Origin of the sequence: Tepidimonas sediminis (assembly GCF_007556605.1) — a bacterium.
Classification (GTDB): Bacteria; Pseudomonadota; Gammaproteobacteria; order Burkholderiales; family Burkholderiaceae_C; genus Tepidimonas; species Tepidimonas sediminis.
Window position 1 is genome coordinate 16,715 of record NZ_VJND01000009.1, and the last position, 13,286, is coordinate 30,000.

Annotated in this window: 12 protein-coding genes and 1 pseudogene; 7 read left to right on the plus strand and 6 right to left on the minus strand. The window is 74.1% G+C overall.

Annotation, left to right across the window (positions count from 1 at the left end):
• Window positions 1-108 precede the first annotated feature (108 nt).
• The gene (locus Tsedi_RS07970; RefSeq protein WP_143895421.1) at window positions 109-858 is read left to right on the plus strand and encodes a 2OG-Fe dioxygenase family protein; all 750 of its coding nucleotides are present in this window, start codon (window positions 109-111) and stop codon (window positions 856-858) included.
• A 107-nt stretch (window positions 859-965) separates the two neighbouring features.
• Here Tsedi_RS07970 and Tsedi_RS07975 read toward each other — a convergent pair whose 3' ends face one another.
• Window positions 966-1,943, minus strand: a complete 978-nt coding sequence (locus Tsedi_RS07975; protein ID WP_143895602.1) for a Bug family tripartite tricarboxylate transporter substrate binding protein — start codon at window positions 1,941-1,943, stop codon at window positions 966-968.
• Window positions 1,944-2,103: 160 nt separating this feature from the next.
• Here Tsedi_RS07975 and Tsedi_RS07980 point away from each other — a divergent pair, with 160 nt between their 5' ends.
• The 5 genes and pseudogenes from Tsedi_RS07980 to Tsedi_RS08000 all read left to right on the plus strand — a co-directional run bounded on the left by Tsedi_RS07980 (window position 2,104) and on the right by Tsedi_RS08000 (window position 6,131).
• Window positions 2,104-2,964, plus strand: coding sequence for a TatD family hydrolase (locus tag Tsedi_RS07980; RefSeq protein ID WP_143895423.1), 861 nt, complete (start codon window positions 2,104-2,106; stop codon window positions 2,962-2,964).
• Window positions 2,961-3,461: pseudogene (locus tag Tsedi_RS07985) on the plus strand (DNA-deoxyinosine glycosylase); the annotation flags it as partial. The gene Tsedi_RS07980 and the pseudogene Tsedi_RS07985, both read left to right, overlap by 4 nt.
• Before the next feature lie 146 nt (window positions 3,462-3,607).
• Entirely contained in the window at window positions 3,608-4,363 is a 756-nt protein-coding gene (locus tag Tsedi_RS07990) for a methyltransferase domain-containing protein (protein WP_143895427.1), read from the plus strand.
• 23 nt (window positions 4,364-4,386) lie between these two features.
• Window positions 4,387-5,301 (plus strand): DMT family transporter, encoded by a 915-nt coding sequence (locus tag Tsedi_RS07995; protein WP_221934212.1) that lies wholly within the window; start codon window positions 4,387-4,389, stop codon window positions 5,299-5,301.
• A 23-nt stretch (window positions 5,302-5,324) separates the two neighbouring features.
• Window positions 5,325-6,131 carry an SDR family oxidoreductase gene (locus tag Tsedi_RS08000; RefSeq protein ID WP_143895432.1) on the plus strand — a complete coding sequence of 269 codons (807 nt, stop codon included), beginning with the start codon at window positions 5,325-5,327 and terminating at the stop codon, window positions 6,129-6,131.
• Window positions 6,132-6,154: 23 nt separating this feature from the next.
• Here Tsedi_RS08000 and Tsedi_RS08005 read toward each other — a convergent pair whose 3' ends face one another.
• Window positions 6,155-7,090, minus strand: a complete 936-nt coding sequence (locus Tsedi_RS08005; RefSeq protein WP_143895434.1) for a DMT family transporter — start codon at window positions 7,088-7,090, stop codon at window positions 6,155-6,157.
• Between the two features lie 131 nt (window positions 7,091-7,221).
• On the opposite strand from Tsedi_RS08005, the gene Tsedi_RS08010 reads away from it, so the two are divergent.
• The gene (locus Tsedi_RS08010; protein WP_143895436.1) at window positions 7,222-8,211 is read left to right on the plus strand and encodes a quinone oxidoreductase family protein; all 990 of its coding nucleotides are present in this window, start codon (window positions 7,222-7,224) and stop codon (window positions 8,209-8,211) included.
• Window positions 8,212-8,235: 24 nt separating this feature from the next.
• Here Tsedi_RS08010 and Tsedi_RS08015 read toward each other — a convergent pair whose 3' ends face one another.
• The 4 genes from Tsedi_RS08015 to Tsedi_RS08030 form a co-directional block, all read right to left on the minus strand.
• Window positions 8,236-8,664: a hypothetical protein gene (locus tag Tsedi_RS08015; protein ID WP_143895438.1), complete on the minus strand. Its 429-nt coding sequence runs from the start codon at window positions 8,662-8,664 to the stop codon at window positions 8,236-8,238.
• A gap of 80 nt (window positions 8,665-8,744) precedes the next feature.
• Window positions 8,745-9,254: a signal peptidase II gene (gene lspA / locus Tsedi_RS08020; RefSeq protein ID WP_185970613.1), complete on the minus strand. Its 510-nt coding sequence runs from the start codon at window positions 9,252-9,254 to the stop codon at window positions 8,745-8,747.
• A gap of 20 nt (window positions 9,255-9,274) precedes the next feature.
• The gene (ileS, locus tag Tsedi_RS08025) at window positions 9,275-12,190 is read right to left on the minus strand and encodes an isoleucine--tRNA ligase (protein ID WP_143895442.1); all 2,916 of its coding nucleotides are present in this window, start codon (window positions 12,188-12,190) and stop codon (window positions 9,275-9,277) included.
• A complete protein-coding gene (locus Tsedi_RS08030; protein ID WP_143895443.1) occupies window positions 12,180-13,247 on the minus strand; it encodes a bifunctional riboflavin kinase/FAD synthetase in 1,068 nt (355 codons plus the stop codon). The genes ileS and Tsedi_RS08030 overlap by 11 nt, the downstream gene beginning before the upstream one ends.
• Between the last annotated feature and the right edge of the window lie 39 nt (window positions 13,248-13,286).

Genomic DNA, 13,286 nt, shown 5'->3' on the forward strand with positions numbered 1-13,286 from the left:
CGACCCTCCAGTCTTGATTTATGTCAAGAGGGACGCTAGCGCAACGCAGGCGCGCTGTCCATCCGCGTCGACCCGGGGGTGGGCGCGGCCGCTACACTCGCGGCCACGATGACCGCCACCTTCGCGCCTCCGTACACCGCACCCGACGACCTCCTGCCCACGTTGCGCGCGCAGGGCTTCGCGGTGCTGGATGCCGCCGGGGTGCGCGCCTGGCTGGGCCTGACGGCCGAGGCGCTGCGGGCGCTGGAGCCGGCGTGGGACGACCTGCCGCCGGACGAGTACCTGAGGGACGGCGGACGCTACCGCCGGCGTCGCCACGGCTGCTACCGCGTCGAGGGCGAAGCGGTGCTGCCGGTGCCGCATCGCGCGCACTACCAGCCGGTGGAATACAACGCGCTGCACGGCGGCATGCGGCGCTGGTTCGCGCCGCTCACGCCCGCGCTGACCGGCCAGCCCGCCTGGCCGCGCCTGCTCGCCGCCGTGGCGGCGGTGGCCGGCGCGCTGCGCGGGCCGCAGCCATGGTTCCTGGAGGCGCATCCGTTCCGCATCGACACCACCGGCGGCATCGGCCGGCCGACCCCGGAAGGCGCGCACCGCGATGGCGTCGACGTGGTGGCCGTCTTCCTCGTGGCGCGCCACGCCATCAAGGGTGGCGAAAGCCGCGTCTTCGAGGCCGACGGCCCGCGCGGCCAGCGCTTCACGCTGACCGAGCCATGGTCGCTGCTGCTGCTGGACGACGCGCGCGTGATCCACGAGACCACGCCGATCCAACCGCTGCGCGAGGGCGAGCCGGGCTGGCGCGACACGCTGGTGCTGACCGTGCGCGGCGGCGGCTTCCTCGGCGACGACGGGGCGTGACGGCGGCCGACCCGGCCGGCCCTCGCGTCCGACGGCCGTTCACGCGGGTCGGGCCGGCCCGCCTCGCCGGGGCGACCTCGGCCGCCGTCCCGCGCGGCGGCGGGCCCTCACTGCGGCTGAAAGCCGCTGTCGCGGATGATGCGCGCCCACACCTCGCGGTAGGCGCGCTCGCGCGCGGCCAGCTGCTCGCCGCTCATGTGGCCGACGTTGAGGCCCATGGCGGTCAGGCGCTCGCGCACCGCCGGCTGCGCCACCACCTTGGCCAGCGCGGCGTCCAGCTGGGCCAGCGTCGCCGCCGGCGTGCCGGCGGGGGCGAACAGGCCGTAGAACGGCACCTCCTCGAAGCCGGCGATGCCCAGCTCGGCAAACGTGGGCACGTCCGGCAGCGCCGGCTGGCGCTGGCGCCCCATCACCGCCACCACGTGCAGCTTGCCGGCGCGGTGGTTCTCGATGAAGTCCGGGACCGAGCCGACGCCGGCCGGAATCTGGTTGCCGAGCATGTCGGCCATCATCGGCGCGCTGCCGCGGTACGGCACCGGCACCAGGTCGAGCCGCTGCTGGCGCGCCAGCACCTGCACGAGGAACTGCGGCACGGAGGCCGGCGCCGGAATGCCCACCGCGGCCTTGCCGCCCTGGGCGCGCACCCACTGGGCGAACTCCGACAGCGAGCGTGCCGGCGTGCCGCCGGAGACGGCCAGCGCATTGACGAAGGTGGCAAAGCCGCCGACGGCGACGAAGTCGCGCACCGGATCGAAGCCGGGGTTGCGCATCACCAGTGGCAGGATGGTGACGCTGTGGTCGTGCGTCAGGAACAGCGTCGTGCCATCCGGCGCGGCGGCCTTGAGCGCCTGCGCCGCCAGTTGCCCGCCGGCGCCGGCGCGGTTTTCCACCACCACCGGCACGCCCAGCGCCTCGCGCAGCGGCTCGGCCAGCAGACGGGCGATGGCGTCGGTGCCGCCGCCCGGCGGAAAGCCGACCAGGATCCTGATGGTGCGGCTGTCGGCGCGGGCAAGCCACGGCGCCGCCAGCAGGGCGGTGGCGGCGGCGGCGCGGGAGACGAACTGGCGGCGGTTGGCGTGGGGCATGCGGTTCATGGCGGGATCGGGTTGGGCCGGGACAAGCCGCGCCGGGGTGGCCGCGGCGTGCGCCAATCTTAGCGGCAGCGCCGTGCGGATGGCCAGCGGCCGGGCGGCGTCACCGGTGCGAACGGCGCCGATGGCGGGCCTGCCGGATAATGCGTGCCCGATGTGGATCGACACCCATTGCCACCTCGATGCGCCGGAATTCGGCGCGGAGGCGGCGGCCGAGCGCGAGCGCGCCCGCGCCGCCGGGGTGGCGTGGTGCGTGCTGCCGGCGGTGCGCGCGGCCGACTTCGCGCGCGTGCGCGCGCTGGCGCACGAGCTGGGCGACGTGTACGCGCTCGGCATCCACCCGCTGTGCGTGGCCGAGGCGGACGAGGCCGACCTCGCCGCGCTGCAGGAGGCACTGGAGCGCTGGGCTGGTGACCCGCGGCTGGTGGCGGTGGGGGAGATCGGGCTCGACTTCCTCGAGCCGGAACTGGCCGCCGAGCCGCTGCGCGGCAAGCAGCTCGCCTTCCTGCGCGCGCAGCTGGAGCTGGCACAGCGCCACGGCCTGCCGGTGATCCTGCACGTGCGCCGCAGCGTCGATGCGGTGACGGCGGCGCTGCGGGCGCTGGCGCGTGCCGGGCGCACCGTGGGGGGCGGCATCGCGCACGCCTTCAACGGCAGCCTGCAGCAGGCGCAGGCGCTGCTCGCGCTGGGTTGCCGGCTCGGCTTCGGCGGCGCGGCCACGTTCGACACCGCGCAGCGGCTGCGCCGGCTGGTGACCGGGCTGCCGCTGCAGGCGCTGGTGCTGGAGACCGATGCGCCCGACATCCCGCCGCAGTGGCTCTACGTGCCGGCGGCCGAGCGGGCCGCGGGCCGCCCGATGCCGCGCAACACGCCGACAGAGCTGCCACGCATCGGCGCGACGCTGGCGGCGCTGCGCGGGCTGCAGCCGGCCGAGCTGGCGCGCGCCACCGCCGCCAACGCGGCGCAGGCGCTGCCACGGCTGGGCGCGCTGATCGCGGCGGAGGGCGGGCGATGAGCGGCGCGGCCGACTGGCTGCACGGCCTGCCGCCGGTGCTGGATGCGCGCACGCGGGTGGTGGTGCTCGGCAGCTTTCCCGGCGTGGCCTCGCTGCAGGCGCGGCAGTATTACGCGCATCCGCGCAACCAGTTTTGGCCGATCCTGGGGCGGCTGCTTGGCCTGCCGCTGCCCGCGCTGCCGTATGAGCAGCGGCTGGCGGTGCTGCTGGCGCACGGCATCGGGCTGTGGGACGTCTACGCGCGCTGCGTGCGTGCCGGCAGCCTGGACAGCGCGATCGAGCGGGCCGAGCCGAACGACCTCGCGCAGCTGCGCCGGCGCTGTCCGCAGCTGCGCGCCGTGCTGCACAACGGCGGCGAGAGCTGGCGCCACGCGCGCCGCACGCGCGCGCTCGGCGTGGCGGTGCAGCGTGTGCCCTCCACCAGCCCGGCCAACGCCTCCTGGACGCTGCAGCGCAAGCTGGCGGCGTGGGCGCAGGCGCTGGCCACGCACGGGGTACCGCTGGCGGGCTGGTCGCCGGATTCGGAGGATGGCGTCGCCCTCGACACCGGGCCGGGCGTCGTCCCTGCCGCCGGATCCGGTGCCCACGTTCCGGCACGCCACGGCGAGGAACCCGTGGCGGTGGCCAGCCGGGAGGATCCGACATGAGCCGGGCCGCCGGCGGTCTGCCCGAGGTCACGCTGTCGGAGCAGGGCGGCGTGCGCCACCTGCACCTCGGCACGCCGTGGGTGCAGGGCAGCATGCGCATCCGCGAGCCGACGCAGATCGTGCTGGAGTACGTGCAGCGCATGATGGCCTGGCTGCTGTTCGTCGAGCCCGACACCGTCGGCCGGCGCCGCGCGCTGCAGCTGGGGCTGGGGGCCGGGGCGCTGACGCGCTTTTGTCACCAGCGGCTCGGCATGGACACCACCGCGGTGGAGCTCAATCCCCAGGTGGTGACGGCGTGCCGGGCGTGGTTTCGCCTTCCGGACGACGGGCCGCGGCTGCGCGTCATCGTTGGCGACGCCGCCGAGTGGGTGCGCCACGCGCCGTGGCAGGGCCGCTTCGACGCCGTGCAGGTCGACCTCTACGACCACGAGGCCGCCGCGCCGGTGCTGGACGATGCGGCCTTCTACGCCGACGTGCGCGCGCTGCTGACGCCGCAGGGCTGCATGACGGTGAATCTGTTTGGCCGCTGTGCGAGTTTCGGGCGGTCGCTCGCCTCGCTGGCGGCGGCGTTCGGGGCCGAGGCGCTGTGGGTGTTCCGTCCGACGCGCGAAGGCAACACGGTGGTGCTGGCGCAGCGCACGCCGCAGCGGCCGCCGCGCGATCGGCTGGCCGCACGCGCCGAGGTGATCCGCGCCCGTTGGCGCCTGCCGGCGCCGCAGTGGCTGCGCAGCCTGCGGCCGGTGCAGCCATGAGCGTTGCCGCAGCCCCCCAGCCCATGGCCCATGCGGCAGCGGCACGGCGCCGCCGCAGCGGCCTGCTGCTGGCCGCAGGGGGCGCGATTGCCTTCAGCGGCAAGGCCATCATCGTCAAGCTCGCCTACCGTCACGGGGTCGATGCGGTCACGCTGCTGATGTACCGCATGCTGTTTGCGCTGCCGCTGTTTGCGGCGATGGCGTGGTGGGCGGCGCGGCGGCCCGGCACGCGGCCGCTGACGCGCCGCGACTGGGCCGGCATCGCGTGGCTCGGCTTCACCGGCTACTACGCCGCCAGCTTCCTCGACTTCTGGGGGCTGCAGTACATCAGCGCGAGCCTGGAGCGCCTGATCCTCTACCTGAACCCGACGCTGGTGCTGCTGCTGGGCTGGCTGCTGCACGGGCGGCGCGTGACGGTGCGGCAGGCCGCCGCGATGGCGCTGTCGTACGCCGGTGTGCTGCTGGTGTTCGGGCACGAAGTCTCGTTCGAGGGCCGCGCCACCGTGGTCGGCAGCCTGCTGGTGCTGGCCAGTGCGGTCAGCTACGCGCTCTACCTGGTGCACAGCGGCCAGATGGTCGGACGCCTGGGGGCGCTGCGGCTGGTGAGTCTGGCCACGCTCGTGGCCTGCGCGCTGTGCCTGGCGCAGTTCCTGCTGCTGCGGCCGCTGGCGGCGGCGTGGGTGCCGGCGCCGGTGCTGGGGCTGTCGCTGCTCAACGCCGTGCTGTGCACCGCGGCGCCGGTGGTGATGGTGATGCTGGCCATCGAGCGCATCGGCGCCGGCCTCACCGCCCAGACCGGGCTGCTCGGGCCGCTGTCCACCGTGGCGCTGGGGGTGGCGGTGCTCGGCGAGCCGTTCAACGCGTGGATCGTGGCCGGCACGGCGCTGGTGCTGGCCGGGGTGCTGTGGGTCAGCCGGGCCGATGCGGCGCCGCGCTGACGGGGTCGAAGGAAGGAGCGACGATGGACCTGGGCATTGCGGGACGTTGGGCACTGGTGTGCGGCGCCAGCCGCGGGCTGGGCTGGGGATGCGCGCGGGCGCTGGCGCTGGAGGGGGTCAACGTCGTGATGGCCGCGCGCGGCGCCGAGGCGCTGCAGCAGGCCGCCGCGCGGCTGCGCGCCGAGCTGCCGCCCGGCGCCGCCAACCGCATCGTCGCGGTGGCGGCCGACGTCACCACCGAGGAGGGGCGCGCCGCGCTGTGGAGCGCGCCGGACGCGCCGGGGCGCGACGTCGACATCCTCGTCACCAACGCCGGCGGGCCGCCACCGGGGGACTTTCGCCAGTGGGGGCGCGAGCAGTGGCTGGCGGCACTGCAGGCCAACATGCTGGCGCCGATCGAGCTGATCAAGGCCACGGTGGACGGCATGGCCGCGCGCGGCTTTGGCCGCATCGTCAACATCACCTCCAGCGCCGTCAAGGCTCCGATCGACATCCTGGGCCTGAGCAACGGCGCGCGCAGCGGCCTGACCGGCTTCGTCGCCGGACTGGCCCGCGGCGAACTGGCCGCACGCGGCGTGACGATCAACAACCTGCTGCCCGGCAAGTTCGACACCGACCGCCTGCGCGCCACGCTGCAGGCGGCGGCGCAGGCAAGCCACCGCACCTTGGAACAGGTGCGCGCGGCGCAGCTGGCGCAGATCCCGACGCGGCGCTTCGGCACGCCGCAGGAGTTCGGCGCCGTCTGCGCCTTCCTGTGCAGCGTGCACGCCGGCTATCTCACCGGCCAGAACATCCTGCTCGACGGCGGTGCCTTCCCGGGCACGTTCTGAACGGCGCGGGTGGGTGCCGCCGATCACCGCCGCGACGACACCACGATGCCAGCCACGATCAGCACGAATGCCGCGGCGTGGTAGCCGCGCGGCGGCTCGCCGAGCAGCAGCGTGGACATCACCGCGGTGAACAGCGGCGTCAGGTTGGTGAAGAAGCCGGCCAGCGTCGGGCCGGCGCGCTGCACGCCGGCGCCCCAGGCGCGGTAGGCCAAGATCGACGGCCCCACCGCCACGAACAGCAGCACGCCGGCCAGCGGCCAGCTCCAGCGGATCGCGGTCGGCATGTCGGCCGGCGCGGCCAGCGCGAGCCACGTCCACTCGCCGGCGGTCAGCACGCCGGCCGTCAGCAGCCCGAACACCGCCTGCGCCAGCAGAAACGCTGCCCAGTCGGCGCGGATCGCCGGGTCCTCGTCGCGGCGCGTCAGCAGCCAGCTGTAGCCGGCCCAGGTCAGCGCCGCGGCCAGCATCCACGCGTCGCCGGGCACGAAGCGCAGCGCCAGCAGGTTGTCCAGCCGCCCCTGCGCCAGCACGGTCAGCACCCCGGCCAGCGACAGCAGCGCGCCCAGCATCTGTTGGCGCAGCACCGGCGCCCCGAAGAACAGCCGTCCCACCAGCATCATCCACAGCGGCATGCTGGAGGCCACCAGCGTGACGTTGAGCGGCGTGGAGGTGTGCAGCGCCAGGTACTGCAGCATGTTGTAGCCGGCCACCGCCAGGCTGCCCAGCAGCAGAAAGCGCCGCCACTGCCGCCACAGCCCGCTGCCGGGGCGCAGCACCCACGCCGCCAGCGGCAGCAGCAGCAGCGCCGCCAGCACCCAGCGCAGGAAGTTGAACGTGATCGGCGGAATCCACGGGGCGGCCACGCGGCCGACGATGGCGTTGCCGGCCCACAGCAGCGGGGCCAGGGTCAGCAGCGCGATGGTGGAGGGGGTGAGGGCGGGGGAGCGCGTCGGCGGCATCCCCCGCACTGTAGCCGAGCCGGCCGACGCGCGCCGGACGCCCGCGCGACGTCCCCGCGCCGGCGCGTGCCGCCCGGTTGTGGCACCATGCGCCCCGATTCACCACCATCTTCGACGAGGAGTCCTGCGCCATGCCCAGCAGCCGAGCCGTGCTGATCGACCGAACCGGGGGCCCCGAGGTGTTGCGCCTGGCCGAGGTGGCCGTCGGCGAACCCGGCCCGGGCGAGGTGCGCATCCGCCACCACGCCATCGGCCTGAACTTCATCGACGTCTACCACCGCACCGGGCTGTACCCGCTGCCGCTGCCGGCGCGGCTGGGCATGGAGGGCGCCGGCGTGGTGGAGGCGGTCGGCCCCGGCGTGGACCACCTGGCCGTCGGTGCCCGCGTGGCCTACGCGGCGCAGCCGCCGGGGGCGTACTGCGACGTGCGCGTGATGCCGGCCACCAACGTCGTGCGCCTGCCCGAGGGGCTGTCGTTCGAGCAGGGCGCCGCGATGATGCTCAAGGGGCTGACCGCGCAGTACCTGCTCAGGCACTGCCGCCCGGTGGAGGGGCTGCAGCCGGGCGACTGGGTGCTGCTGCACGCCGCCGCCGGCGGCGTCGGGCTGATCGCCTGCCAGTGGGCGCGGGCGCTGGGTCTGCGCGTGATCGGCACCGCCGGCAGCGACGACAAGTGCGCGCTGGCGCTGCGGCACGGCGCCGAGGTCTGCATCAACTACCGGCGCGAGGACTTCGTCGCCCGCGTGCGCGAGCTCACCCGCGGACAGGGGGTCAAGGTGGTCTACGACTCGGTCGGCAAGGACACGTGGGAGGGATCGCTCGACTGTCTGCGCGAGTTCGGGCTGATGGTCTCGTTCGGCAACGCCAGCGGCCCGGTGCCGCCGTTCTCGCCCGGGGTGCTGGGGCCGAAGGGGTCGCTGTACGTGACGCGGCAGACGCTGTTCACGCACATCCGCACGCGCGAGCGCACGCAGGCGATGGCCGACGACTTGTTCGCCGCGGTGCTGTCCGGTCAGGTGCGCATCCACATCGCGCAGCGCTTCGCGCTGGCGGACGTGCGCGCCGCGCACGCGGCGCTGGAGGCGCGCCAGACCACCGGTTCCACCGTGCTGCTGCCGTGACGGGCGGCCCCGCCCGCGCGGCGCTCAGCGCGCCGCCACCGCCGGGGCGTGCTCGCACCAGTAGGTCAGCAGATGGCCGCGCGTCGGTTCGCGCACCGTCTGCAGGCCGGTGAAGCCGTGCGGCCCGACCGCGGGGGCGGAGGGCAGGTAGTGCGCCTCGTGCAGCAGGTACGGCTGACCCTGCCAGCGCCCCAGCGTGCGCACCGTGACGCCCGCACCCGGCGCCGGCGGCAGGCGGTTGACCACCTCGACGATGAGGCTGGCTCCCTCCAGCAGCGGCGCCGGCACCTCGTCGGCAGCGCTGGGCGGCACCGCCAAGACGCGCGTGGCGCCGGCCCAGCCGACATGGCAATGCACCGTCTGCGCCACCGCCGCCTGGACCAGCAGGGCGGCCAGCAGCGAGCCGCCTCGCAGACAGCGGGCGGCGCGGCGGCGAAGGGACGAACTGGGCATGGTGGCATTCTACGCAAGGGCGCGGCCGCGCCGCGTGCGCGTCTGCGCCGCTGTGGCGCCCGCACCACCGGCCGCCGCGTTCAGCGGCTGCGGCGCACCCGCCGCAGCTCGTCGACGATCAGGCCGATGGCGCCGGTGGTGATGGCCACGTCGGCGACGTTGAAGGCGGGATAGTGCCCGCCGGCGAACAGCGGCGCCAGCCAGCGGTGGTGAAAGTCGAACATGTCCACCACGTAGCCGTGCAGCGCGCGGTCGATCACGTTGCCCAGTGCCCCGCCCAGCAGGCACGCCAGCGAGAACGCGAACAGCCGCTGCTGATGGTGCGCGCGCAGCAGCCACAGGATGAAGGCGATCGCCGCCAGGCCGACGCCGAGGAACAGCCAGCGCTGCCAGCCGCCGGCGCCGGCCAGGAAGGAAAACGCCGCGCCGGGGTTGTGCACGCGCACGAGGTTGAAGAAGCTGGTCACCGGCAGCACCTCGCCGTGGCGAAACAGCGCCACGATCAGCGCCTTGGTGGCCTGGTCCAGCAGCACGATGGCGGCGGCCAGCCCGAGCCAGACCAGCATGCCGCGCGACGACGCCTTGGCCATGACGGACAGGTCCCGGCGCGTCAGGGGGCGTGGCGCGGTTCACCGGCGCCGTACAGGTTGCTCGTGCAGCGGCCGCACAGGTGCGGGTGCGCCGGGTCGTGGCCGACGTCGGCGCGCCAGTGCCAGCAGCGCGCGCACTTGGCGTGGGGCGAGGGCGTGACCCTCACCCCGAGCGTCTCGCCGCGCTGCAGCGTCAGCGCCGAGACGAGGAAGACGAAGCGCGCGTCCTCGCCGAGCGTGGCCAGCAGCGCGTGATCCTCCGGCGGCAGCGTCAGCGTCACCTCGGCCTGCAGCGACGGCCCGATGCGCCCGGCGGCGCGCTCGTCCTCGATGGCCTTGTTGACGGCGTCGCGCACCTGCAGGATGCGCGCCCACTTGGCCAGCAGCGCCTCCTCCGGCGTCGGCAGCGCCAGATACGTCTCGGTGAAGATCGACGGGGTGTGGCCGATGAGCGCCCAGGCCTCCTCGGCGGTGAAGGACAGGAACGGCGCCATCCAGCGCAGCATGGCGTGCAGGATGCGGTGCAGGGCGGTCTGCGCGCTGCGGCGCGCCAGCGACTTCGGCGCCGTGGTGTAGAGCCGGTCCTTCAGCACGTCGAGGTAGAACGCGCCCAGGTCCTCGGAGCAGAACACCTGGAGCTTCGCCACCACCGGGTGGAACTCGTAGTCGTGGTAGTGCGCCAGGATCTCGGCCTGCAGCTGCGCGGTGCGCGCCAGCGCCCAGCGGTCGATCTCCAGCAGCTGCGCATCGGGCACGGCGTCGGTGCCGGGATCGAAGTCGCTCGTGTTGGCCAGCAGGAAACGCAGCGTGTTGCGGATGCGGCGGTAGGCGTCCACCACGCGCGCCAGGATCTTGTCGTCGATGGCCAGGTCGCCGGAGTAGTCGGTGGCGGCGACCCACAGCCGGATGATCTCGGCGCCGAGCTTGTCGCTGACCTCCTGCGGGGCCACGACGTTGCCGAGCGACTTGCTCATCTTGCGGCCCTGGCCGTCCACGGTGAAGCCGTGCGTGAGCAGCGCTTTGTACGGCGCGCGCCCGTGCATCGCGCAGGCCGTCAGCAGCGAGGAGTGGAACCAGCCGCGGTGCTGGTCATGCCCCTCGAGGTAGAGGTCGGCCTCCGGGCCCTCGTCGTGACCGGCGCCGGCGTGGCTGCCCTTGAGCACCGTGTGGTGCGTGGTGCCGGAGTCGAACCACACCTCGAGGATGTCGCTGCTCTTGACGTAGAGCGCCGGGTCGGTGGCGTCGCCCAGCCGCGCCAGGATGTCGGCCACCGACAGCTTGCTCCACGCCTCGATGCCGCCCTGCTCGATGACGTCGGCGGCCAGGTCGATGATCTCCGGCGTGCGCGGGTGCGGCTCGCCGCTGTCGCGGTGCAGCAGGAACGGCAGCGGCACGCCCCAGGAGCGCTGGCGGCTGATGCACCAGTCGGGCCGGTGCGCGATCATGTCGCGCAGGCGCGCGCGGCCGCTTTCCGGATAGAAGCGGGTGTGCTCGATGGCCTCCAGCGCCATCTCGCGCAGCGTGCGCGGCGCCGGGTCGGTGGCGAAGATGCCGCGCGTGGCCTCGGTCGGCGCGTCCATGCGGATGAACCACTGCGCCGCGGCGCGGAAAATCACCGGTGTCTTGTGGCGCCAGCAGTGCGGGTAGCTGTGCGTGATGGTCTGCGTGGCCAGCAGCCGGTCGGCCGCGCGCAGCGTCTCGATGACGCGCGGCACCGCCTCCCAGATGGACAGGCCGCCGAACAGCGGCAGCTCGGCGGCGAAGACGCCGTTGCCCTGCACCGGGTTGAGGATGTCGCCCAGCGCCAGCCCGTGCGCGGTGCAGGAGTTGAAGTCCTCCACGCCGTAGGCCGGCGCCGAGTGCACGAGGCCGGTGCCGTCCTCGGCGGTGGCGTAGTCGGCCAGATAGACGGGTGAGAGCCGGTCGTAGCCCGGGTGCACGTGCGCCAGCGGATGGCGGAAGGCGATGCGGTCCAGCACCCGCCCGGGTGCCACCGCCAGCACCTGCCCCGGCAGGCCGTAGCGCTGCAGGCAGTGCTCCACCAGCGCCTCGGCCAGGATCAGCAGGCCGCGCGGCGTTTCCACCAGCGCATACGGCAGCTCGGGGTTGACGTTGAGCGCCTGGTTGGCCGGAATGGTCCACGCGGTGGTGGTCCAGATCACCGCCAGGATCGGCCGCTCGGCCAGCGCCTGAAGGTCCGCGTGCGGCAGCGGGCTGGCGGCGGCGAACGCCTGCAGCAGCCGCTGCGGCTCGGCACACGGGAAGGCCACGTCCAGCGAGGGGCTCTGCTTGTCGGCGTACTCGATCTCGAACTCCGCCAGCGACGAGCCGCAGTCGAAGCACCAGTGCACGGGCTTGAGGCCCCGGTACACGAAGCCGCGCTCCATGACGCGCTTGAAGGCGCGCAGCTCCTCGGCCTCGTTGCGGAAGTCCATCGTGCGGTAGGGGCGCTCCCAGTCGCCCAGCACCCCCAGCCGCTTGAAGTCGGCCATCTGCAGCGCGATCTGCTCGCTGGCGAACGCCCGCGCCTTGGCCTGCATCTCGTCACGGCTCAGCCCCCGCCCGTGCAGCTTTTCGATCGCGTTCTCGATCGGCAGGCCGTGGCAGTCCCAGCCCGGCACGTACTGCGCGTCGAAGCCCGCGAGCTGCCGCGCCTTGACGATCATGTCCTTGAGCACCTTGTTGACCGCGTGTCCGATGTGGATGCGGCCGTTGGCGTACGGCGGGCCATCGTGCAGAATGAACTTCGGCGCGCCGCGGCGCGCCTCGCGCAGGCGCCGGTAGAGGCCCTGCTCCTCCCACTGGCGCACCCAGCCCGGCTCGCGCTGCGGCAGGTTGCCGCGCATCGGAAACGGGGTCTCGGGCAGGTTCAGCGTCGCGCTGTAGTCGGGCAAGGACGCGTCGCGCGCGTCGGCGGGGGTGCGGTCAGGCTTCATGGTGGGCGGCTCGGGGCCCATGGGCGGCCCACCAGGCGCGGGCGTCGGCGCAGTCCTGGGCGATGCCGGCTGCCAGGGCGTCCAGACTCGGGTAGCGGCGTTCGTCGTGCAGCTTGTGCAGCAGCTCGACGCGGATGATTCTACCGTAGGCCTCGCCGGGGACCGGCGCGTCGGCCAGGGCCCGGCGCACGCGCTCGGGCCACTCCAGGCAGTGCGTCTCCAGCAGCACGCGCCCGCCGTTGACGTCGCGCGGATCGAGCGACGGCCGCACCCCCAGGTTGGCCACGCCGGGCAGCGGGGCTGCGCCGGGCGCCGGATCCAGCCCGTGCACCTGCACCACGAAGATGCCGCTGGCCGCCGGCTTCCAGTGCTGGAAGCGCAGGTTCAGCGTGCGAAAGCCGTCGCCACGCCCTGCGGCCGTCTCGCCCAGCGCGCGGCCGAGCTTGCGACCGTGCACCACGTGGCCGCTGATCGCGTACGGCCGGCCCAGCAGCGCCGCGGCGCCGGTCATGTCGCCGCTGGCCAGTGCCGCGCGCACCTCGGAGCTGGAGACGCGCACGCCGTGCACCTCGTAACTGAGCATGCGCGCCACGTCGAAGCCGCGCGCCGTGCCCAGCGCATCCAGCAGCGCGTAGTCGCCGCGGCGCTGGGCGCCGAAGCGGAAATCGTCACCCACCAGCACGTAGCGCGCCTGCAGCGCACGCACCAGCACGTCGTCGACGAACGCCTCGGCCGACAGCGCCGCCAGCCGCGCGTCGAAAGGCAGGATCACGCACTCGTCCACACCGCAGCGGCGCAGCTCGGCCAGCTTGTCGCGCAGCGTGGCGATGCGCGCCGGGGCGAGCTGCGGCTGGCGCCGCTGGGCGGCGAAGAAGTCGCGCGGGTGCGGCTCGAACGTCACCACGCAGGCCGGCAGCCCGCGGTGGCGCGCCTCGTTGATCAGCAAGGCCAGCATCGCCTGGTGGCCGCGGTGCACGCCGTCGAAGTTGCCGATCGTCAGCGCGCGCGGCCGTGGCGGCTGGCGCAGCAGGTTGTGCAGACCGTAGACGATGTTCATGCGCGGCGGCGGGGTGTCGGGCGGCCGTCACGACACGGC